At 53.2% G+C, this 19789-nt stretch carries 27 protein-coding genes; 6 read left to right on the plus strand and 21 right to left on the minus strand.

From position 1 onward, the window contains the following. The 21 genes from ABIK48_02300 to alr all read right to left on the minus strand — a co-directional run bounded on the left by ABIK48_02300 (window position 1) and on the right by alr (window position 15444). Window positions 1–186 (minus strand): ferredoxin, encoded by a 186-nt coding sequence (locus ABIK48_02300; protein ID MEO0020988.1) that lies wholly within the window; start codon window positions 184–186, stop codon window positions 1–3. A gap of 63 nt (window positions 187–249) precedes the next feature. Then, the gene (gene prfB / locus ABIK48_02305) at window positions 250–1320 is read right to left on the minus strand and encodes a peptide chain release factor 2 (protein ID MEO0020989.1); all 1071 of its coding nucleotides are present in this window, start codon (window positions 1318–1320) and stop codon (window positions 250–252) included. Between the two features lie 46 nt (window positions 1321–1366). Next, the gene (rpmE, locus tag ABIK48_02310; protein MEO0020990.1) at window positions 1367–1588 is read right to left on the minus strand and encodes a 50S ribosomal protein L31; all 222 of its coding nucleotides are present in this window, start codon (window positions 1586–1588) and stop codon (window positions 1367–1369) included. 14 nt (window positions 1589–1602) lie between these two features. Beyond that, window positions 1603–2874 carry a transcription termination factor Rho gene (rho, locus tag ABIK48_02315; protein ID MEO0020991.1) on the minus strand — a complete coding sequence of 424 codons (1272 nt, stop codon included), beginning with the start codon at window positions 2872–2874 and terminating at the stop codon, window positions 1603–1605. Window positions 2875–3403: 529 nt separating this feature from the next. Next, entirely contained in the window at window positions 3404–3694 is a 291-nt protein-coding gene (locus ABIK48_02320; protein ID MEO0020992.1) for an MTH1187 family thiamine-binding protein, read from the minus strand. A gap of 3 nt (window positions 3695–3697) precedes the next feature. Beyond that, the gene (locus tag ABIK48_02325; GenBank protein ID MEO0020993.1) at window positions 3698–4210 is read right to left on the minus strand and encodes a ferredoxin-thioredoxin reductase catalytic domain-containing protein; all 513 of its coding nucleotides are present in this window, start codon (window positions 4208–4210) and stop codon (window positions 3698–3700) included. A 2-nt stretch (window positions 4211–4212) separates the two neighbouring features. Then, window positions 4213–4494, minus strand: a complete 282-nt coding sequence (locus tag ABIK48_02330; GenBank protein MEO0020994.1) for a glutaredoxin family protein — start codon at window positions 4492–4494, stop codon at window positions 4213–4215. 12 nt (window positions 4495–4506) lie between these two features. After that, window positions 4507–5040: a Fe-S cluster assembly scaffold protein NifU gene (gene nifU / locus ABIK48_02335; protein ID MEO0020995.1), complete on the minus strand. Its 534-nt coding sequence runs from the start codon at window positions 5038–5040 to the stop codon at window positions 4507–4509. 9 nt (window positions 5041–5049) lie between these two features. Further along, window positions 5050–6273, minus strand: a complete 1224-nt coding sequence (locus ABIK48_02340) for a cysteine desulfurase family protein (protein MEO0020996.1) — start codon at window positions 6271–6273, stop codon at window positions 5050–5052. A gap of 32 nt (window positions 6274–6305) precedes the next feature. Continuing rightward, the gene (gene argS, locus ABIK48_02345; protein MEO0020997.1) at window positions 6306–8096 is read right to left on the minus strand and encodes an arginine--tRNA ligase; all 1791 of its coding nucleotides are present in this window, start codon (window positions 8094–8096) and stop codon (window positions 6306–6308) included. Then, a complete protein-coding gene (locus ABIK48_02350; GenBank protein ID MEO0020998.1) occupies window positions 8093–8644 on the minus strand; it encodes a macro domain-containing protein in 552 nt (183 codons plus the stop codon). Before ABIK48_02350 ends, argS begins: the two co-directional genes overlap by 4 nt. Then, window positions 8631–9095 (minus strand): PTS sugar transporter subunit IIA, encoded by a 465-nt coding sequence (locus ABIK48_02355; GenBank protein MEO0020999.1) that lies wholly within the window; start codon window positions 9093–9095, stop codon window positions 8631–8633. The genes ABIK48_02350 and ABIK48_02355 overlap by 14 nt, the downstream gene beginning before the upstream one ends. After that, window positions 9095–9520, minus strand: a complete 426-nt coding sequence (locus ABIK48_02360; protein ID MEO0021000.1) for a universal stress protein — start codon at window positions 9518–9520, stop codon at window positions 9095–9097. The genes ABIK48_02355 and ABIK48_02360 overlap by 1 nt, the downstream gene beginning before the upstream one ends. Further along, complete coding sequence (gene mnmE / locus ABIK48_02365; protein MEO0021001.1) at window positions 9517–10863, minus strand: tRNA uridine-5-carboxymethylaminomethyl(34) synthesis GTPase MnmE; 1347 nt, start codon at window positions 10861–10863, stop codon at window positions 9517–9519. The genes ABIK48_02360 and mnmE overlap by 4 nt, the downstream gene beginning before the upstream one ends. A gap of 15 nt (window positions 10864–10878) precedes the next feature. After that, entirely contained in the window at window positions 10879–11445 is a 567-nt protein-coding gene (locus ABIK48_02370; protein MEO0021002.1) for a hypothetical protein, read from the minus strand. Then, on the minus strand, window positions 11403–12962 hold the full coding sequence (locus tag ABIK48_02375) for a YidC/Oxa1 family insertase periplasmic-domain containing protein (protein ID MEO0021003.1): 1560 nt from the start codon (window positions 12960–12962) through the stop codon (window positions 11403–11405). Before ABIK48_02375 ends, ABIK48_02370 begins: the two co-directional genes overlap by 43 nt. Continuing rightward, entirely contained in the window at window positions 12959–13207 is a 249-nt protein-coding gene (gene yidD, locus ABIK48_02380) for a membrane protein insertion efficiency factor YidD (protein ID MEO0021004.1), read from the minus strand. Before yidD ends, ABIK48_02375 begins: the two co-directional genes overlap by 4 nt. Further along, entirely contained in the window at window positions 13180–13551 is a 372-nt protein-coding gene (gene rnpA / locus ABIK48_02385) for a ribonuclease P protein component (GenBank protein ID MEO0021005.1), read from the minus strand. Before rnpA ends, yidD begins: the two co-directional genes overlap by 28 nt. Before the next feature lie 33 nt (window positions 13552–13584). Next, window positions 13585–13722 carry a 50S ribosomal protein L34 gene (gene rpmH, locus ABIK48_02390; GenBank protein MEO0021006.1) on the minus strand — a complete coding sequence of 46 codons (138 nt, stop codon included), beginning with the start codon at window positions 13720–13722 and terminating at the stop codon, window positions 13585–13587. 272 nt (window positions 13723–13994) lie between these two features. Beyond that, window positions 13995–14285: a DUF1844 domain-containing protein gene (locus tag ABIK48_02395; GenBank protein ID MEO0021007.1), complete on the minus strand. Its 291-nt coding sequence runs from the start codon at window positions 14283–14285 to the stop codon at window positions 13995–13997. Continuing rightward, window positions 14278–15444 carry an alanine racemase gene (alr, locus tag ABIK48_02400; protein MEO0021008.1) on the minus strand — a complete coding sequence of 389 codons (1167 nt, stop codon included), beginning with the start codon at window positions 15442–15444 and terminating at the stop codon, window positions 14278–14280. Before alr ends, ABIK48_02395 begins: the two co-directional genes overlap by 8 nt. A 108-nt stretch (window positions 15445–15552) precedes the next feature. Here alr and ABIK48_02405 point away from each other — a divergent pair, with 108 nt between their 5' ends. From ABIK48_02405 to ABIK48_02430, 6 genes are read left to right on the plus strand one after another with little or no spacing between them, the layout of a single operon-like run. Then, the gene (locus tag ABIK48_02405; protein MEO0021009.1) at window positions 15553–16215 is read left to right on the plus strand and encodes an adenylate kinase; all 663 of its coding nucleotides are present in this window, start codon (window positions 15553–15555) and stop codon (window positions 16213–16215) included. Between the two features lie 3 nt (window positions 16216–16218). Then, on the plus strand, window positions 16219–16980 hold the full coding sequence (gene map / locus ABIK48_02410) for a type I methionyl aminopeptidase (GenBank protein MEO0021010.1): 762 nt from the start codon (window positions 16219–16221) through the stop codon (window positions 16978–16980). Window positions 16981–16994: 14 nt separating this feature from the next. Further along, window positions 16995–17213, plus strand: a complete 219-nt coding sequence (gene infA, locus ABIK48_02415; GenBank protein ID MEO0021011.1) for a translation initiation factor IF-1 — start codon at window positions 16995–16997, stop codon at window positions 17211–17213. A gap of 38 nt (window positions 17214–17251) precedes the next feature. Next, window positions 17252–17368: a 50S ribosomal protein L36 gene (gene rpmJ, locus ABIK48_02420; GenBank protein ID MEO0021012.1), complete on the plus strand. Its 117-nt coding sequence runs from the start codon at window positions 17252–17254 to the stop codon at window positions 17366–17368. A gap of 47 nt (window positions 17369–17415) precedes the next feature. Next, window positions 17416–19047 carry a CTP synthase gene (locus tag ABIK48_02425; protein ID MEO0021013.1) on the plus strand — a complete coding sequence of 544 codons (1632 nt, stop codon included), beginning with the start codon at window positions 17416–17418 and terminating at the stop codon, window positions 19045–19047. Next, complete coding sequence (locus ABIK48_02430) at window positions 18998–19789, plus strand: hypothetical protein (protein MEO0021014.1); 792 nt, start codon at window positions 18998–19000, stop codon at window positions 19787–19789. The genes ABIK48_02425 and ABIK48_02430 overlap by 50 nt, the downstream gene beginning before the upstream one ends.

Consider the following 19789-nt stretch of genomic DNA (forward strand, 5'->3'; position numbering starts at 1 on the left):
TTACTCTACTTTGATTGCACTTGCCGGGCAGTCTTCCGCTGCCTGCTGCACGCAGTCTTCTGCTGCTTCGGGCACAATCTCCACCTTTGCCCGGGCAAGGTCGCCATCCAGTTCAAAGATATCTGGACAGGTGTCGACACACAGTCCGCAGCCGGTACAAAGTTCCCGATCGACCGATACCTTCATGTTATTCCTCCTTGAATTAAAGTTTATATTTAATAGCGAAAGTAGAACCGGTTGTCAAGAAAATTACGGGCGGACAGCACCGGTGTGCTGACGGTTGAACCGGGTGAGATAGGCGCGGACAAATTCATCAATTTCTCCCGACAGCACCTTTTCGACATCCCGGGTTTCATAACCCGTGCGATGGTCCTTCACCAGCTGATAGGGAAAGAGGACATAGGAGCGGATCTGGTGTCCCCAAGCGATATCGGTTTTTGCGGCCTCAAATTTTTCCAGTTCTACCCGCTGCTGTTGACGGTAGTAATCATACAACCGGGCACGAAGGACCTTGAGGGCATTCTGTTTATTCTGGAACTGGGAACGCTCGTTCTGGCAGGTGACAACGATTCCGGTCGGTATATGAGTAATCCGGACCGCCGAGCTGACTTTGTTGACATTCTGACCGCCGTGCCCGCCTGCCCGGAAGGTGTCGATCTTAAGGTCATTGGGGTTCAGTTCCACTTCAATTTCATCCACTTCCGGGAGCACCGTTACAGCAGTGAAGCTGGTGTGGCGTCGGCGATTGGCGTCGAAGGGCGAAATCCGTACCAGCCGGTGAACTCCCATTTCCGATTTAAGCAGTCCGTAGGCGTAAGGACCACTTACTTCGATTGTTGCATCTTTGATCCCGGCTTCTTCGTTGAGCTGTAAATCAAGAATTTCGTATTTCAGTCCCTGATTTTCAATGTAATGGAGGTACATCCGGAACAGGATTTCCGCCCAGTCACAGGACTCGGTGCCCCCGGCACCAGGGTGGATTGAAAGGATGGCATTTCTGCTGTCTTCCGGAGAATTGAAAAGTGCCCGTTCTTCGAGCTGGTTGAATTCTTTTTCCACTTCCCTGAGCTGCGAGGCAAGTTCGTCAGCGATCTGGGTATCGGTTTCTTCGGCGAAAAGCTCCTCAAGTTCCCGGATTTCGTTAATTTCCCGCTCCAGTTTTTCCATCCGACTGATCAGATCGTCCAGCTGGGCAAGCCGGCGCATCACTGTTTGGGCGTTGTGCGGGTTGTTCCAGAAGTCGGCGGAGGCAGACTGTTCGCGCAGTTTTGCGCGTTCGTTGCGCAGTTTTTCGATTTCAAAGAAATGCCGCAAGGTCACGGAACCGTGCGGCAAGCTGATTTAACTGTTCGGACACGGCGACAGTTTATTTCTTTTCGCCGGTATCGGCGTTCTGCTTGTAACGGCGCCGGAATTTCTCCACCCGGCCGGCAGTGTCGACAATCTTCTGCTTGCCAGTGAAAAACGGATGGCAGGCAGAACAGATCTCGACATGAAGCTTCGGTTTTGTGGAACGGGTTTTGAATGTGTTACCACAGGCACAGGTGACAACACACTCACCGTATGGTGGATGAATTTTTTCCTTCATGGTATGACTCCTTTTTAACTTTCACTCATTGATTCCAGAAACTCTTTATTATTCCTGGTCAGGCGCATTTTGTCAAGGACGAATTCCATCATTTCCACCGGATTGAGTTCGGCGAGGAGTTTGCGCAGCACCCAGATGCGGTTGAGCTCAAATTCATTCAGCAGCAGTTCCTCCTTCCGGGTGCCGGAACGCTGGAGGTCGATGGCGGGAAAGATCCGGCGGTCTGCAAGCCGGCGGTCAAGAATGAGCTCCATATTGCCGGTCCCCTTGAATTCCTCAAATATAACCTCGTCCATCCGCGAGCCGGTTTCAATCAGGGCGGTGGCAATGATCGTCAGACTGCCACCTTCTTCAATATTTCGGGCAGAGCCGAAGAATTTTTTCGGTTTCTGCAGGGCGTTGGAGTCCAGACCGCCGGAAAGGGTGCGGCCTGAATGAGGCACTACCAGGTTATGGGCACGGGCAAGCCGGGTGATGGAGTCCAGCAGGATGACAACATCATGTTTGTTCTCCACCAGCCGTTTCGCCTTTTCCAAAACCATATCAGCAACCTGGACATGGCGTTCGGGGACTTCATCAAATGTTGAGCTGATGACTTCAGCTTTAACTGACCGTTCCATATCAGTTACTTCCTCCGGGCGTTCATCGATGAGCAGAATGATTAGTTTAATTTCCGGATGATTCTGGGTAATGCTGTTGGCGATTTTCTGCAGGAGCACGGTTTTTCCGGCCCGGGGCGGGGAAACAATCAGTCCACGCTGTCCTTTGCCGATCGGGGTGAAAAGGTCAACGACTCGCATTGAGAGGTCGTTCTTTTCCGGAATCTCAAGATGGATGCGTTCCTGAGGATAGAGCGGGGTTAATGCGTCAAAAGGTATCCGGGGCCGTTCTTCGGTCAGGGGCGTGCCGTTTATCGTTTCAATTTTCAGCAGGGCGAAATAGCGTTCGCTGTTCTTGGGCGGACGGGCGATGCCGGTAATGGTATCACCCGTGCGCAGTCCGAACCTCTTGATCTGCGAGGGGGAGACATAGATATCGTCCGAGGAAGGCAGATAGCTGTATTCCGGTGAACGCAAAAATCCGAACCCATCCTCAAGGATTTCCAGCACGCCATCGACCTGAACCCCCCCCTCGTTTCCCTCTGTTGCCCGCTGCCGGGCTTCCGCCTCAAGTATTGCCATAATCAGACCGGGTTTGCGTTTTTCCCGGTAATCAGGAATCCCGAGTGATTCGGCAATCTCATACAATTCGGTTATTTTCTTGTTTTTAAGCTCTTCCTGTGTCATATTTGCTCCTTACTGACCGGTTTTGTTTCCCGATAAACGAAAAAGATGTTAACCGGGAATTACCAACTAAAAATTGAATCTTGCCTCGGATGCCATCAGAATTCAAAATCATTATACAAAATGGTAAACTGGTGTCAAGAAAGTCGCCCGTAATTTAACACCCATGTTTTCGACCATTCAACTCGGTTACGCCTGATATTAATGTAATGGCATCTTTTACAGAGTTACTGAGTTACTGATAAAATGTATCATTGCATCAACAGTTACATGTCTCATGCAGTGATACACTGCATACGTTCTAGATGACGACCATATTTTCTATTTCATTGATTCTGAATAAGATAAGCTACCAAATTCAGGCTGGTACGGGAGTTGCATGCTATATAATGGTAATTGTGTAAGGAGTTTAAATGTCTCAATTCTGGGAAACAACATACACCGAATACGAAGATTCGTGGGTGGCATTCGTAACCGGTTCTATATGGGACGGTTGTGAGTGGTTGGGATGCCCCATTAATGGTGAGCAGGGTCAGGGGCTGACCCTGCTCACCTTATCCTGCATGGTCTGATTTCTGTCCCTGCGGTCATCTATCTTGATTGTTGTAACCAGACGCTGACATCCCATAGCAGCCAGCCGGTCATGAATCTTTTTTAAAGTAGAAAAAATCTCATCCCACTCGCCTTCGACACATGTGCCCATGGGATTTATCGAATAGTTCAACCCGCTGCTTTTTATTATTTCCACTGCGGTGCGAATGTATTTACTCACACCGGGATTTCCCGTGCCTACTGGAACAACACTGATTTCTACGATCAGCATCGCTCAAATAAAGCGTTCAAAACGCTCTTTTCCTGCCTTGCAGATCGGGCATTTTCCCGGAGGTTCCGGACGGGCGCACAGATAGCCGCATACTTTACAGCGCCATACCGGCAGCGACAGTTTTGTCATTTCCCCGGTGTTCGTAACAGGTGCCGGTTCGGCATAACCGGAGATGAAGAACTGAGCCGGTCTTCTTTCAGGTATTGAACCTTTCCGGATCCTGCCTGCGATCCAGTCATCAGATACATAAAGAGCACAGTAGCAGGCACCGAACTCCTCCAGATCGGCATCGCGGTAATAACAGGGGCAGATGATGTCAATGTCTTTTTCCTTGTCTCCCAGCGCAAGTCGACACGGGCAGGCACGGTAACCGTATCTTTTTTCATTGGTCAGCAGGGCGGCAACCAAGCCAAGCGTGAAATTCCGGTCTGGATTCAGGTTATAGCCGGCTTCTTCCGCTTCTTTTTTCAGTTGTTCGTAAAGCTTGACGACTTCAGGCGGAAATTCTTCAGTCATATTCAAATCTCCAGCAGTTCCCGGATTCTTTCTTCATCATAGCCGACGACTACCTGATCATCAATTTGAATTGTTGGAAATGAGCCGCGGGGATTGAGCTGGCGCACACGTTTGATGATCTCCTCCCGTTCCGGTCCGGATGTGAGATCAACGTCGATGAATTCGTATTCGATCCCGTTACTGTTGAACAGCTCCTTGGTCATCCGGCACCAGCCGCAGGTGGACAGCGCAAATAAGATAACTTGATGTTTGTTGTTCTTACCGCTGATTTTCTTAAAAGGCATGAGCCTCCCTTCCTATTTGTCGATTTTACCGCCGCATTCGGGGCAGACCGTGGTGTTCCGGGGCAACGGTTTGCCACAGTGCGGACAGAAGTTTATCTTGGTCTGGCAGGGCTGGCAGACTGTTTCTCCTTCCGTAAGCGGCCGGTCACAGTAGGGGCAGCGACAGCCAGTTGCACTCTGCTGCCGGCGCTGCAGATAGTCCTGGATTGCAGCGTGAAGGGCATCAGCACCAAGATTGGAACAGTGCATCTTATTAGGTGGCAGGCCGCCGAGTTCCTTTGCCACCTGCTCATTGGTGATCTTGAGCGCTTCTTCAATTGTCTTGCCCTTTGCCATTTCACTCACCATTGATGATACCGCAATTGCAGCACCACACCCGAAGGTTTTAAACTTGACATCGGTAATTATGTCATTTTCCACTTTGATGTAGAAGGTCATCATATCACCACAGACCGGATTGCCAACTTCGCCGACTCCATCCGCATTTTCAATCTCCCCAACATTACGGGGGTTGCGAAAGTGCTCCATTACTTTTTCTGAATACATGTCTGCTCCTTAATTTTCTTCATGATAATGATTTTGTCCAGCTTTGAATTCATAGGGGTTTTCTCCCCGGAGATAACGGGCGTAAAGCGGGGAGATGCTGCGCAGACGGCTGACAATCGGTGGCAGCTGGTCAAGAAAATAGTCAATGTCTGCGTCGGTGTTGTCCTTGCCCAGTGTCAACAGCAGTGAGGATTGAGCGACTGCATGGTTAATGCCCAGCGCCAAAAGCACATGTGAGGCTTTGAGGGTGCGAGCGGTACAGGCGGAGCCGGAGGCAGCGGCAATTCCCGTATCATCGAGGGAAAGCAGCAGTGCTTCGCCTTCTACAAACTCTATGCACATGCTGACAACACCGGGCAGTCTGTTGACAGGGTGTCCGGTGAAGATAATTCGTTCAACGCGGGTGGGCAGTTCCTGATACAGACGTTTACCGAGTCGGTCGAGGTTTTTCCGCCAGTCGGGGAGATGTATCTGGGCGATTTCTGCTGCTTTGCCCATTCCTGCTATGGCTGCAACATTCTCAGTTCCGGCGCGACGTCCCTTTTCCTGAAATCCGCCTTCGATCAGAGGGTTGATCCTGGTGCCGGGTTTGAGATAGAGGATAGCTGCCCCCTTTGGACCGTAAATTGACTGGGCAGAGAAGGTATAGGCGTCCGCTCCCAGCCGGGCGACATCAATCGCAATTCTGCCGACTGCAGCAGTGCCGTCCGAATGAAACAGAATTCCCCGCTCCCGGCAAATTGCAGCCAGTTGTTCAACGGGCTGAATCGTGCCGATTTCGTAATTCGCATGCATCACCGAGACCAGAATCGTGTCCGGTCTGATTGCTTCCCGGAGCTCCTGCGGGTCAACCCTGCCCCACTGATCAACCTTCAGGGTGGTAATTTCAAAACCGAGTCGTTTGAGCGTGCGGGTTTGTTCGATAATCGAAATGTGCTCAATAGCGGAAATGATGATATGTTTTCCTTTGTTCTGATGGGCAAGTGCCAAGCCCTTTAGTGCCAGATTGTTGCTCTCAGTTGCAGAGCTGGTGAAGATTATTGATTCCGGTGCTGCATTGATGAGTCGAGCGACCTGATTTCTGGCCTGTTCGATTGCTTGACGCGGCGGGTCACCGAATCGGTGCAGGCTTGAGGGATTACCGAATTGCTGATTCAGATAGGGTTGCATTGCTGTAACCGCTTCGGGCAGGACCGGGGTGGAGTTTGCATGGTCAAAATAGACGGGGTTCATAACTATTTGACTCCTGATGCTGCGCAGGAGGTTTACATGCGTTCCATGACTTCAATTCCTAGGAGTTTCAGGCCGGTTCTGATGACGGTGCCGACCATTTCCACGAGCACCAGCCGACTGCGCTTCAATTCCGGGCTCGGTGCAGTCAGGACCGGAATGCGGTCATAAAAAACTGAAAAATCACGGGTTAAGCGGTAGATACGATTGGCGATACGATGAGGTTCATAATTCTGGGCAGCTGCGATTACAGCATCCGGGAACAGGGCAATCTGTTTAAGCAGATTTAATTCTTCCGGGGCAACGAGCGTTTCCGGGTGGAAGTCCGCAATTTCCGGGTTGCCCGCCTTTCTCATGATTGACCGGGTGCGGGTATAGGCATACTGCAGATAAGGGCCGGAGTCACCGTCAAGCGCAAGCATCCGGTTCCAGTCAAAGACTACCTCCTTCACCCGGTTCTGGGAAAGATCAGCATACTTGATGGCACCGACTCCGACCCGGCGGGCAATTTCCTCCTTTTCTGATTCGGGCAGGTCGCGTCCCTGAATGATTGCCATTGCCCGTTCGATTGCTTCATGAATTACATCTTCCAGCAGGATGAACCGGCCGGCACGGGTGGAAAGCCTGCCTTCGGGCAGACGGATGAGACCGAAGTTCACATGGATGCAGGGGACGTCATAGCCCAAAAGTTTCATTGCGGCACTGAACTGCTTGAAGTAGAACTCCTGTTCATTGCCGACCACATAAAGAATCTTTTCCGGGTGCCATTCTTCAATCCGGTATTCTGCGGTGGCGATTTCTCTGGTGGCATAGAGGCTGGTGCCGTCCGATTTCTGAAGAAGCAGGGGAACCTTGATACCAAAACGGTCAAGCGGGATCAGGACCACTGTTTCCTCTGCACTAACCGTCTCTTCACCGGCAGTCACGGTAGCAGGCGGTTTTTCCCGCCGGGCAATTCCGAGCCGGAGTGCCCGGTTAATAACCGATTGCAACCGGGGGGCATAGAAGCTTTCGCCGAGGGTGTGATCAAATCGGACTCCAAGCAGTTGATAAACCCGTTCAAATTCCTGCCGACTCAGCCGGACAAACTCCTGCCAGCGGGTACGGGCGACCGGATCACCGGTCTCTAGTCGCCGGAACCATTCTCGTGCCTTCTTTTCGAGCTCAGGTTTTTCTTTTGCCTCCTGATGAAACCGGATATATAGGTCCAGCAGGTGCCGGGTGGAGCTGCGGCTCAGTTCCGCGGCATCCCCCCACATTTCATAGGCACAGAGGAGTTTGCCAAACTGGGTTCCCCAGTCACCCAGGTGGTTGTCACCAATCACCCTGTAACCGAGAAAGGAGTAGATGTTGTAAAGCGCCTGACCGATCACAGTTGAACGGAGATGGCCCACGGAAAAGGGTTTGGCAATGTTCGGGGAAGAATAATCGATGACAATGGTCTTGCCGGTTCCAAAGGTGAAACTGCCGTAGCGTTCCGGTGACTGACCCGAAAACCCCGGTGAAATCCCATGATAATCCTCAAAGACCCGACGGGCCAGTTCGTAGGGCTGAAACTTGAGGTTGACATAGCCGCGACTGGCACTGATGGCTGCAAATGGTGTGCCGGTAAGATTCAGTGTTTCTGCAATTTGGTGCGCCAGTTCCTCCGGTGATTTGCGGACTGTTTTTGCCAGTCTGAATACTGGAACTGCCAGATCGGCATCAATTTCAGGTTCTCCGGTGCGGATTTCTGCCGGCGTCAGTTCCAGCCTGAGTTCTGCAAACCGGTCGGACAGGAGCTGGCGGCAGCGGGCAAGAAAGTAGACCGCCGGTATTTCGGTCATGGAGTCTCTGGAAGTGAGCTTAATATCTGAGCAAATGCCTGAAACGCAGCCGGCTCGAAAAGGACAAAACGTATCAGTTCGGGGTATTGATGTTTCTGGCAGTGGCGCAATGCAGCAGCAAGCATCAGCCGGGCACATGCCGGCACGGCGAATCCACCAACGCCGGTGCCCAATGCGGGAAAGGCAACCGATCTGATCTTCAGCCGTGCGGTTTCCTGGAGGGCACTGCTGGTAGCACAGGTAATCAATTCCGCATTCGTAACCAGATCCTGCTCCATGACCGCAGCATGGATACAGAACTTAGCCTTCAATCTGCCGGCGCTGGTAGTTACCGCTGCTCCCGGTTCAACCGGTCCGAGTTTCATTGCCTCCTGTTCAATCTCGGCTCCGCCGCGGCGTTTGATGGCACCGGCGACACCACCACCCATCCAGAAGTGGTTGTTGGCAGCATTGACGATTGCCTCAGTATCTTGGTCAGTGATGTCGCCGAGTATCACTTCCAGCCGGCAGTTACCCAAAATCCGGACAATGGGATTACAGGCGTTCATACTGCTCAATGATGGCATAGACTTCGTCCACTGAACCTGCTTGGAGCAGTCCGTTCCGGACCTCCTCCCGGCGCAGCAGACTGGAAAGTTTTGCCAGTGTCCAGATATACTCACGTTTGAGCGCTTCCGGAGCGGCGATCAGGAAAATAAGATGGGACAATTTGCCATCCAGACTGGAGAAGTCCACTCCGGTTTCGGAACGGCCAAAGGCGATCACCGCTTCCCGGACCGCATTGGTCCGGGCATGAGGTATGGCGACACCAAAACCGATTCCAGTGCTTTCAAGATTTTCCCGGCGCATGATTGCGGAAATGAATTCTTGTTCGCTGGTGACCAGGCCGGCGGTAACCAGCGGTGCGGTGAGTTCTGCAATGACCGCCGACTTTTCCCGGCTGTTGAGTTTCAGGATAACTGCCGCAGGTAGCAGCAGTTCGGACACTTTTTTGGGCATTACTCCTCCTTGTCCGTTTTGAAAAATACGACCGGTTTTTGAGAGTGCCGGAGCAGATGTTCGGGGGAAAAGGGAGTTTCGGCACTCACGACCAGCAGGTCAATCCTGTAACTTTCACAAAGTTGAGCAAGGCGTGCCAGCGGCTCGCCGGTTTCCAGCAAAAGTGAAACCCGGACGTTCTGATTAAAGGATTGATCCTCAATTTCATAGAGTACCTGCCAAGCCTTTTCTTCTTCCGATGAGTGTTTCCGAATTCTGCTGGTTCTTAATTCCTCCGGACCGGTGCGGTCTGAACCGGTGTCAGCCGGCAGCAGGTAGACTGCAAACAGGTGGGCATTCAGACGGGCGGCAAGGCTGACGGTCCAGCGGGCGGCGGGTCGGAACCGGACCGGACTTGAGAGTGCGAGCAGGATGCGATTGATCATTTGCCGACGCAGAAATTTTCAAATATCCGGTTGAGAATCGCATCGGATGTAACCGGCTGGTCAATTGCGGTGAGCGCATCGAGTGCGGTCCGGACTTCAAACAGGCGGGTTTCCAGATTTTCACTCCTGATGCCTGCGCGGAGCGCATCCCGGCAGCGGGTAAGACATTCAATCTGGCGTTGAGTGAAGACTGGACAGGTTGCACTGGCAACCATCAGTTCCCGGTGTAGGCGTCGGCGCAGGAGATTCAGATTTTCGCCGGTTTTGCAGGAGACCGTCACCGGATTTTTCAGGCCGAGTTCTGCCGGCTGGAACCGCGGTGTGAGGTCCGACTTATTAAGCACCGGAATTTTAGGTTTGTCGGCAATCCGGGTTAAAATCTCCCGGTCAAGCGGTCGGACTGGCATCGAGCGGTCAAAGATGATTAGCACCAGATCCGCCTCGGCAATCGCCTTGGAAGTCTCAACCGTGCCCCGGCGGGTGAGCGGGTTGCGGGCATCAGGATGATAACCGCAGGTGTCAATGAGCCGGACCGTTATTCCACTCAGGTCAAGACGGGCTTCGATTCGATCCCGAGTTGTGCCGGGGATCGGGCTGGTCAGAACCCGCTTTTCTTGCAGAAGACAATTGAACAGACTGGATTTGCCGACATTGGCTCTGCCCACGATCGCTACCGTCACCGGCTCAAAGAGCCGGTTAGTGGCTTCTGCCTGACTGATTTTCCGGTCAAGTTCGGTGATAAGCCGCTGAATTTTGCGGTCAATAGTGGCTAAATTGAATCCGGGTTTTCCCGGGTGGGACTCTTCGGCAAAACCCAGCCGGTACTCCAGTTCAGCGCACAGCTGATAAAGCGGTTCCTGCAGATGATTAACAAGCTTGGCGGTGGCACCGTTGTAGGCGTTGATGGCGACGCGCAGTGCGCGCCAGTTCCGGGCATGGACAATTCCTGCTACCGCTTCGGCTCTGGAAATGCTCATTTTCCGATTGAGAACCGCGCGCCGGGTGAATTCGCCCGGCTGAGCAAGACGGGCACCCAGACGCCGGCACATCCGGACGATCCGGTCCACAATCAGCGGGCTGCCGTGAGATGAGATTTCTGCCATATCTTCTCCAGTATAGGAGCGTGGAGCGTGGAAAACGGTGATCATTACTTGGTCAATTAATTCCCCTTTTTCATCCCGGAGCCAGCACAGGCGGGCGGTGTAGCCGGGCCGGGCTTGAAAATTCTGGCCGGGTATGAGCCGTTCCAGCAGTGCAAAGGTGTCGGGCCCGGAGATTCTGATGACCGCGATCCCGCCAACTCCGCTGGGGGTTGCGGGGGCAACAATCGTATCCTCTGTCATTGACCGCAGATTGCGTCAGCCCTTCGTTCCTGTCGAGGGTACGGTTTCCTGTGGTGCGATGATGACATTGCGGCGGGAGCCGGTGCCGACCGCATATACCCGCACCTGGGGCATGGTCGCAAGTGCATCCTGGACTACCGCCATTTCCTTCTCGCTCAGAAAGTCGAGCGCCATCTCCCGTCGGGTCTCGGTGACGATTTTGGCAACCGCCAGCGCCTTCTTACGCAGGAAGTTGTCCCGCCGCTGGAGATAGCCTGCAACATCCACGGTAATCGGCGCAATTTCCGGGAACCGGCGTCGGACAATTGTGCGCACGAGATGCTGCAGTGCCTTGAGTGTGGCACCGCGTCTGCCAATCAGAATTGCACTTGCCCGCTTGGTTTTGATGTTCGCCAGATAGCCTTCGTCTGTCCGGTTGACCTCAACCCTTGCCCGGATGCCGATGTGGTTGATCAGTTCCTCGATCACCCGGGCGATATGCTCTTCTTCAGAAGCCGGAACTTCGGGTGCAAATTGGGCATCGGCCTGGATCGCCGGATTTAATTCCCCCCCGGGTTCGGGGCTTTTCTGATTTTCTGCCATAGTGATCCTCCTTTGGTTGCGATCAGACTCTCGCCAATTGAGAGTATATTATAGATAAACCAGTATAACTGCAATCCGCTGGAAAGATTGAGAAAGATTGCAGTAATGAAGATCGGAAAGATTACCGTGAGTGCCCAGTTCTTTTTGTCAGTGGCAGTCAGCAGGTTCTGGGCGATGAATGATACCCCCATCAGAATCGGGAGCAGTCCGAGCGCAAAGCCCCCGACCAGTGGTACACCTCTCGGAATGTGTCCGAACAGTGTATCAGGCTGGGAGAGGTCCCTGAGCCAGAGAATAAAACCTGCGCCCCGTAGTTCAATGAAATTGCGCAGGACCGCATAGAGGGCAAAGAAGACCGGCATCTGAACCAGCAGCGGCAGACAGCCGGAAAGCGGATTGACCCGGTAGAGTTGATAAAGGCGCATAGTTTCCTGATTGAGCTGTTGCGGATCGTCCTTGTATTTCTTTTTGAGCTCCTCCAATTTTGGCTGCAAAAGTTGGAGCTGGCGCATCTGGCGGGTCTGAGTCCGGGTAAGGGGATAGAATATCAGTTTCATCACGAGCGAAAAAAGGACGATCGCCCCGCCCCAGTTGCGTACGAGCTGATAGAACAGCCGGAGGATAAACAGGATTGCGAGGGCAATCGGTTTAAGCCAGCCGAGACTGACCACATTCTCAAATCCGAGACCAAACCGGCGTAGCCGGTTGTATTCAATCGGTCCGAGGTAAATCAGATAACGGGCAGGGTTTTTGCTGATTGTGTGGGTTACCTGCATTCCGATTCTACCATCAGGCAGTGCCTCAGCCCGGCAGGAGTCGATGCCGGTCTGATTCACCAGAGCGGCAAAGAAGTATTTGGATTTCAGTCCCGCCCAGTCAGCCACTGCACTGAACGGCTTGCGCCGGAGATTCAAGGCAGCAATCTGATGCACCTTACCCGATGTGCGGGCATAGAAATGAAAATTGGCAAGGTCTTCCTTCAGGTTTGCCTCGGTGGTGGCGATGCCGCCACGGGCATCAAAAGTGAGTCGATTGAGGGTGGATTCGGCATCCAGCAGAAGCTGCAGGGTGTAGTCATCGCCGATTAGCCAAGTGAGGGTCAATCTTCCCGGGGCGGTGTGATACTGCAGAGTTAGGGAGGTGTCGGTGGTCTGATATCCACTCAGCAGGGACTGCGCAAGTTCCTTTATACCCAGAATCGTCTGTCCTTCGGGAATCAGCTGGACGCGGTAGTTTTTCAGATAGCAGGAGTTGATTGCGGCACTACGGCTAGAGATCGTAACCTCAAGAAACCGGTTACTCAGGGTGAAGCTGGTTTCCGGGTATTGATATTCAGGTTCGGTAGGAGTGGTAAGTACCGGTGTCTGGGGTTGGGACTGGACGATCAGCGATTCGACCGGTGCCGGTGCTGGTAGTGGAGTGGTTCGGGTCCGGCCTGGAAGCAGAAGCTGCCATAGGATGAGGATTACCATGATAATGGCAAAGCCGACAAGCATCCTGAGGTTGTCGGAATTCATCGTTCTATCATCCTTTGTTTTACTGAGGTTTTTTCCGGAACTGGGTCATACCCTCCCGGATTCAGAGGGTGGCATCTGAGGATACGTTTCAGCGCCAGCCAGGTGCCGGCGCGGACTCCATGCCGGGATATCGCCTCGAGCGCATATTCAGAGCAGGTAGGGTAAAACCGGCAGGACCTAGGCAGAACTGTTCCCCAAGTCAGCTGATATCCCCGGATCAGGAGCACGACGAGTTTTGTGAGCATGCTGATACCTCCTCAAAAAGTTTTCTTATCTCTTGTTTCAAAGCTTCAAAGCTGAGATTTTCTGCTCCGGGTCGGACTTGGACAATGTAATCATAACCTGCCGGTAACCATTCCTTGTTGCGACGGTAAATTTCCCGCAGCCGGCGTTTCAGCAGGTTGCGGATCACCGCACCACGGATTTTTGAGCTTAAATGGAAGGCGATGCGCCGGCCAAAATTGCGAGGTTCAGTTTTAAGATATTTTAAGGTAAAAAGGGATGAAGCAATCCGCTGTCCCTGCTGGGTAATGGAGATGACTGCCCGGCGGTGCCGGACAATTTCCACCCGCTTGAGACTTTCGCGCATCGGAGTAATTGTGCCGGAAGGGCACGGTTATGTTCATACGGTCAGACGGTGTCTGCCCTTACGCCGGCGGTTGGCAAGCACTCTTCTGCCACCGACGGTTTTCATCCGGGCGCGAAAGCCATGCGTCCGTTTACGCCTGATCTTTGACGGTTGATAAGTTCTTTTTGGCATATGAATTCCTTTTGGTGATTATAAGCATCCTGATAACAATAGTCAAGATTTGCAGTAAAACCTCCATATTACAGTTATATTGGCGGCAGCGGCCTAATTTCCCATTTCCGGGTGCGCGGAAAAGATGGCTTTTAAGATAACTTACTGATTTGCAACATTTTAGCAACACGGTCCCGGCTGATAATTATAAAAATGAGGGAGTTCACCCCCGGCGTAAACCCGGTGTTGGTTCTTTTACTCCGTGCAGTGCCGGTTATGCCCCTAAGCCGAGTCTACGTTCCGGAGCCGGTTTTCTGGATATATATAAGACGGAGCTGGGTCAGAACATCGTCAATGAGCTCGGTTTCCTCGTTAGTGCGGTTTCCTTCAGTTTTTTCCTTGAGCATCTGGATCGTATCGATAGTATAACGGGCAAGACGAAAGTCGGGTTCCGGGTTGTTGCCGTCCGGGTTTACCGGCTGACCGAGATAGGCAAGGGCAGTGGCGGTAAGGGTGAGGATTAGACCGTTCAGGCTCGGCGGCGGTTCGCCGGCACAGGATTCATGGTCATGCTGTTCAGTCATAATTTAATAATGTTTTAATATGAACCACTTTGCCATCCTGCAGATAGATGCGGGGCACGCGTGGGCTCACCCGGCAGATGATTTCATAGGGAATTGTGCCCGCAAGCAGCGCCAGTTCGTTGGCGCAGATTTTCTTGCCGTCAGCTGAGCCGAGCAGGGTAACAATATCGCCGAGGCGGGCGTCGGGCACATCCGTGACATCGAGCATCGTGAGGTCCATCGAGACATTGCCAACTACCGGCACTTTTCGGCCGTGGAGCAGGCAGTAGCCCTTGTTTGTGAGCGAGTGGGGATAGCCGTCACCGTAACCGGCAGAGATGACCGCAATCCGCGAGTCGCGGGTAGTGAAGTAGTTGCGTTCATAGCTGATTGATGTGCCCGCAGGAAATTCCCGCAGATTGACAATCCGGGAGCGCAGACTCATTACCGGTTTTAAGGTGAATGGTGCCTGGCGATGGCCGAAGTGGTAACTCAATGGCATAATGCCGTAGAGCATAAGTCCGGGGCGGACCATGTCCAGCTGTGCCTCCGGAATGTTGAGGCAGCCGGCAGAATTTGCCGCATGACGCAGAAATCCGGTTATGCCCCGATGCTCAAGCTGGGCAGTCACCCGGTTGAACTCCCGGACCTGCTGGCGGGTGAAGTGGATGTCAGTATCGGCAGCCGGAAAATGGGTGAAAACGCCGGCAAGGGTGATACCAGGCAGGCTGGTAACCCTGGTGATGAAATCGAGCGCTTGGTTCAGGCTGACGCCGGTTCTGCCCATACCGGTGTCGACTTCGATGTGGACCGGAATTGAGGTCTGCCGCCGTTGTGCCTCCTGAGCGAGGGCAAGCGCAAACTGTTCATCCGATACCGTTGGTATCAGCCGGTATTCAAACAGTTCGGGGATTTCCTTTTCGGGGATTGGGGAGAGGATCAGTACGGGCACATCAGCGACGCCGGCATGGCGGCAGCTGACCCCTTCTTCAACACTGGCAACACCGAAGGCGTCGACAAAATTCTGGGCGGCACGGGCTATTTCCCGCAGTCCGTGACCATAGGCGTCGGCTTTGATCGCAAAGAGCAGTTTACCGTTGCCGATTGCCGAGCGTACCTGAGCGATGTTGTGTCTGAGGGCGTCAAGGTCAATTTCTGCCCAGACCCGTCCGTGGTTCACAGATATCATATTAATATTATTTTTGATGGGTGTCAAATATGCGGGGGATTCCTTGACTGAACTGAAATTGCCGGTTAGAATGATGGATAAACTAAACGGAGCAGAACAATGAGTGAAAGGATATTGCGTTTAGTGCTTCTTGGACCTCCCGGTTCGGGTAAGGGAACACAAGCGGAGCTGCTCGCAAGTCAGTTGGGGTTTGTCCATTATTCCACCGGCGAGGTTTTCCGGGAACAGATCAGTCAGGGAACCGAACTGGGCCGGCAGGTTGAAAGTTATGTGGCAAGAGGTGCACTGGTGCCGGATGGGGTCGTCCTGGCGGTCGTCGAAGAGTTCGTCCGACAGCATGGGCAGCAGTCAATTGCGTTTGACGGATTTCCCCGGACCATGCCACAGGCGACCGGGCTCGATGAACTCCTGAAACGGCTGGGTGTGCAGGTTGATCGGGCGGTACTGATTGATTTGAGCGATGATGAGGTGGTGCGCCGGCTTTCCAGCCGCCGGCAATGCAGAAATTGCAGCCGGATTTATAATCTGAGTTTCAGTCCTCCGAAAAATGCCGGTGTCTGCGATGTGTGCGGCGGCGAACTTTATCAGCGTGCCGATGATCAGGAGGAAACAATTCGTTCACGGTTACGGGTTTATGCCGAGCAGACCAGCCCGTTGATTGATTATTATGAACGGCAGGGAAAGCTGGTGCGACTGGACGGGAGTCTGGGACGGGACCGGGTGTTTGCGGAGCTGAAACAGCTGGTTGAGCAGTTGAGATGAGTGATGGCACTTTATATCAAAAGCGATGCCGAGGTGGCGGGAATGAGAATTGCGGGCAGAATTGTCGCGAGTGTCCTGAAGCGGGTTGCAGAGGTGGTGGTGCCCGGGATTACACTTAAGGAGCTGGAGGCGGTGTGTATTGACTATATCCGGAGTGCCGGTGGGGTGCCGACCTTCCTGGGTTACCGGGGTTTTCCTGCCGGGGTATGTATCAGCGTGAACGATGAAGTGGTGCATGGTATTCCTGACTCCAGGGTATTGAATGACGGGGATATTGTAAAGGTGGATGTCGGGGTAACCAAAGACGGTCTGATTGCCGACGGCGCCCGGACATTTTTTGTCGGCAGGGTTGAACCCGCGGTAGTGCAACTGGTGCGGGTAACTGAGGCTGCATTTTATGAGGGACTGAAGTTCTGCCGGGCCGGATTCCGGGTTGGTGACATCAGTGCGGCAATCCAGCGTTATGTTGAGGCGCAGGGATATTCAGTCGTCCGGGAACTGCACGGCCACGGAGTCGGGGTTGAGCTGCATGAGGAGCCGACGATTCCCAATTTCGGCAAGCCGGGCAGCGGCCGAAGGTTGGAAAAAAACATGACCTTGGCGATTGAGCCGATGGTGAATATGGGTGGACCGGCGGTCCGGACATTAAAGAACGGCTGGACCGTGGTGACCGCTGACGGGAAGCCTTCGGCACATTATGAAAATACCGTACTGGTGACTGATGATGAGCCGGAAATATTGACTGGAGTTGTTGAACCGGTATAACAATAAGAGCGGTTATGGCAAAAAAGGATATGATTCAGGTTGAAGGGGTGGTGACCGAGGCACTGCCCAATGCTACTTTCCGTGTACAGCTGGACTCCGGGCACTCCGTGCTGGCGCATATTTCCGGCAAGATGCGGATGCACTGGATCAAGATTCTGCCCGGCGACCGGGTTACAGTTGAGCTTTCTCCCTATGATTTAAACCGGGGGAGAATCGTTTATCGGTTCAAGTAGATTTAGCATGTTCTCGGCAGAAAGGAGATAGAGAAAAAATGAAAGTGCGTTCCTCAGTGAAGAAGCGCTGCGCCCATTGCAAGGTTGTGAAACGCAAGGGGGTAGTGCGGGTGATCTGTAAACGCGAACCCAAGCATAATCAGCGTCAGGGTTAATGTCTGAGTATCAGTCTTCGGGCACCGTGACTGTGTCGGGAGCTTAGGTGCCGAAATACATATTTATTTCCGGCGGGGTCGTTTCTTCGCTGGGAAAGGGAATTGCTACCGCTTCGATCGGACTGCTGCTCAAGAGTCGCGGGCTGCAGGTGATGCCCCTGAAGTTTGATCCGTATATCAATGTTGACCCAGGAACGATGAATCCGTTTCAGCATGGTGAGGTATTTGTTACCGATGATGGTGCAGAAACCGATCTGGATCTGGGGCATTATGAGCGGTTTATCAACCGTAATCTCAGCCGGGATAATAACCTGACCGCCGGGCAGATTTATTCTGCGGTGATTGAAAAGGAGCGCCGGGGGGAATATCTGGGCAGGACGATTCAAGTTGTGCCCCATATTACCGGTGAGATCAAAGAGCGGATCCGGAAGGTTGCCCGGGGCCAAGATGTAGTGCTTACCGAGATCGGCGGTACCGTCGGCGACATTGAGGGGCTGCCTTTTCTGGAAGCGGCGCGTCAGTTTGCGCTTGAGGAGGGCAGGGAAAATGTGCTCTATATCCATCTGACGCTCGTGCCGTTTGTTCCGAGCGCCGGGGAATTCAAAACCAAGCCGACTCAGCATTCGGTGAACAAGTTGCGCGAAATCGGTATTCAGCCGGATATTCTGCTTTGCCGGGCAGAAAAGCCGCTTCCCCCGGATGCCAAGGAAAAGATTGCTCTCTTCTGTAATGTGGAGCCCGAGGCTGTGATTGAGGCAATTGATGTGAAAAACATCTACGAGATTCCGCTGGTGTTTCAGCGGCAGGGTCTGGATGATTTGATTGTAAGGAAGCTGGGGTTGAAACGGAAGAGTCGGGTAGACATGAAGCCTTGGCGGGAGTTTGTCCGGCGGCAAAGTCAGGCCCAGAGTACCGTAGCGATAGGTTTGTGCGGCAAATATGTCCAGCTGAGAGATGCCTACAAGTCGGTGATCGAGGCGATTGTTCATGCTGGAGCTGCGGTGGGAGTAAGGCCGGAGATTGAGTTTGTTGAAGCCGAGGAGCTGTCACCGGCGAATGTTGGGGCACGGTTGCGCCGGTTTGCCGGCATCATTGTCCCGGGCGGTTTCGGAGTGCGGGGCATGGAGGGGAAGATGGCGGCAATTACCTTCTGCCGGAAGCAGGGGGTGCCCTTTCTGGGGCTTTGTGTTGGACTTCAGGTCGCGGTCATTGAGTTTGCGCGCAATGTTTGCGGACTCAAGGGTGCCAATTCAACCGAGTTTGCCCCCAAGACCCGTTATCCGGTAATTCATCTGATGCCGGCTCAGCGGGGAAAGCGTATTAAGGGCGGGACAATGCGTCTTGGTGCCTATCCCTGTGCCATCAGGAAGCCAAGCCTGGCGTTCGGATGCTACCGGCGGCGTCTTGTATGGGAGCGGCACCGGCACCGGTATGAGGTTAACAACCGCTTTCTTGAGCTCTTTGCACGCTACGGGCTGATCGCTTCCGGTATGTCGCCGGACGGTAGACTGGTGGAAATGATTGAGTTGCGCAACCACCCATTTTTTATCGCTACTCAATTCCATCCGGAGTTCAAGTCGCGGCCACTGGCACCACACCCCCTGTTTACTTCATTTTTAAAGGCAAGTTATGAATTTGCTCAGCGCGGTTCTGCTGCTAGTGCGGGGGCTGCCGCTTGAACTGGCGATTGCGGTTGCAAGGATTTTCACCGTAATCTATCTTTTTTTTCGGCACGATTATCGCCGGGAGATTGAGATTAATCAGCGTCTGCTTCTGGGCAGCCGAAATCGGTGGTTCTGGCTGAGAAACGGCTGGTGTATCGGCAGGAATCTGGCACTGATGGCCAAGCTGGGGACGCCAGCCGGCAATAAATTAATTGACAGTGCGGTCATTTACAGGGAAAATATTGACGATGGGAGTGTACAGACAGGTGGTCAATCGGCATGGATCATGGCTTCTTTTCATTTTGGGGTCTGGGAATTTCTGCCCGGAATTTACCGGGGTCACGGGCAGGATGTAGCAGTAATAGTAGGCGATATGCACGACAAAAGATTTAACCTGATGGTCAGGCGGTTGCGTTCGAAGACCGGTATCAAGGTGATTAATCGGGCAAGGATGCTGATTGAGCAGTTGCGGCGGCCCGGAATAACTGGGTTCATGCTGGACAATACTGCACGGGGAACACGGATTCAGATCGTCCTAGATGGAGTGACTTTCCGGATCCCGGCACTGCCGTTCGCCTTCGGAAGGAGACGCGGTTGCGGTGTGATACCCGTGTTCTGTTATTGGGATCACGGACGCCTGCGGGTCCGGGTTTTTGAACCCGAAGGTCCTGAGGGATGTATCCGGGCACTGGTTCAGATGGTGCGGGAACGGCCAGCAGAATGGATATTCTGGGGAAAGGCTGGGGCGGTTTCCTGA

It is taken from the genome of candidate division WOR-3 bacterium, from assembly GCA_039801085.1.
Taxonomy (GTDB): domain Bacteria; phylum Hydrothermota; class Tepidihabitantia; order Tepidihabitantales; family Tepidihabitantaceae; genus JAOABP01.

Bases quoted from the DNA above. Each gene is read 5' to 3' on its own strand.
- ABIK48_02300 (MEO0020988.1), bottom strand. From the start codon at position 186: ATGAAGGTATCGGTCGATCGGGAACTTTGTACCGGCTGCGGACTGTGT.
- rpmE (MEO0020990.1), bottom strand. From the start codon at position 1,588: ATGAAGGAAAAAATTCATCCACCATACGGTGAGTGTGTTGTCACCTGT.
- rho (MEO0020991.1), bottom strand. From the start codon at position 2,874: ATGACACAGGAAGAGCTTAAAAACAAGAAAATAACCGAATTGTATGAG.
- ABIK48_02320 (MEO0020992.1), bottom strand. From the start codon at position 3,694: ATGCTGATCGTAGAAATCAGTGTTGTTCCAGTAGGCACGGGAAATCCC.
- ABIK48_02325 (MEO0020993.1), bottom strand. From the start codon at position 4,210: ATGACTGAAGAATTTCCGCCTGAAGTCGTCAAGCTTTACGAACAACTG.
- ABIK48_02330 (MEO0020994.1), bottom strand. From the start codon at position 4,494: ATGCCTTTTAAGAAAATCAGCGGTAAGAACAACAAACATCAAGTTATC.
- nifU (MEO0020995.1), bottom strand. From the start codon at position 5,040: ATGTATTCAGAAAAAGTAATGGAGCACTTTCGCAACCCCCGTAATGTT.
- ABIK48_02340 (MEO0020996.1), bottom strand. From the start codon at position 6,273: ATGAACCCCGTCTATTTTGACCATGCAAACTCCACCCCGGTCCTGCCC.
- argS (MEO0020997.1), bottom strand. From the start codon at position 8,096: ATGACCGAAATACCGGCGGTCTACTTTCTTGCCCGCTGCCGCCAGCTC.
- ABIK48_02350 (MEO0020998.1), bottom strand. From the start codon at position 8,644: ATGAACGCCTGTAATCCCATTGTCCGGATTTTGGGTAACTGCCGGCTG.
- ABIK48_02355 (MEO0020999.1), bottom strand. From the start codon at position 9,095: ATGCCCAAAAAAGTGTCCGAACTGCTGCTACCTGCGGCAGTTATCCTG.
- ABIK48_02360 (MEO0021000.1), bottom strand. From the start codon at position 9,520: ATGATCAATCGCATCCTGCTCGCACTCTCAAGTCCGGTCCGGTTCCGA.
- mnmE (MEO0021001.1), bottom strand. From the start codon at position 10,863: ATGACAGAGGATACGATTGTTGCCCCCGCAACCCCCAGCGGAGTTGGC.
- ABIK48_02370 (MEO0021002.1), bottom strand. From the start codon at position 11,445: ATGGCAGAAAATCAGAAAAGCCCCGAACCCGGGGGGGAATTAAATCCG.
- ABIK48_02375 (MEO0021003.1), bottom strand. From the start codon at position 12,962: ATGAATTCCGACAACCTCAGGATGCTTGTCGGCTTTGCCATTATCATG.
- yidD (MEO0021004.1), bottom strand. From the start codon at position 13,207: ATGCTCACAAAACTCGTCGTGCTCCTGATCCGGGGATATCAGCTGACT.
- rnpA (MEO0021005.1), bottom strand. From the start codon at position 13,551: ATGCGCGAAAGTCTCAAGCGGGTGGAAATTGTCCGGCACCGCCGGGCA.
- rpmH (MEO0021006.1), bottom strand. From the start codon at position 13,722: ATGCCAAAAAGAACTTATCAACCGTCAAAGATCAGGCGTAAACGGACG.
- ABIK48_02395 (MEO0021007.1), bottom strand. From the start codon at position 14,285: ATGACTGAACAGCATGACCATGAATCCTGTGCCGGCGAACCGCCGCCG.
- ABIK48_02405 (MEO0021009.1), top strand. From the start codon at position 15,553: ATGAGTGAAAGGATATTGCGTTTAGTGCTTCTTGGACCTCCCGGTTCG.
- map (MEO0021010.1), top strand. From the start codon at position 16,219: ATGGCACTTTATATCAAAAGCGATGCCGAGGTGGCGGGAATGAGAATT.
- infA (MEO0021011.1), top strand. From the start codon at position 16,995: ATGGCAAAAAAGGATATGATTCAGGTTGAAGGGGTGGTGACCGAGGCA.
- rpmJ (MEO0021012.1), top strand. From the start codon at position 17,252: ATGAAAGTGCGTTCCTCAGTGAAGAAGCGCTGCGCCCATTGCAAGGTT.
- ABIK48_02430 (MEO0021014.1), top strand. From the start codon at position 18,998: ATGAATTTGCTCAGCGCGGTTCTGCTGCTAGTGCGGGGGCTGCCGCTT.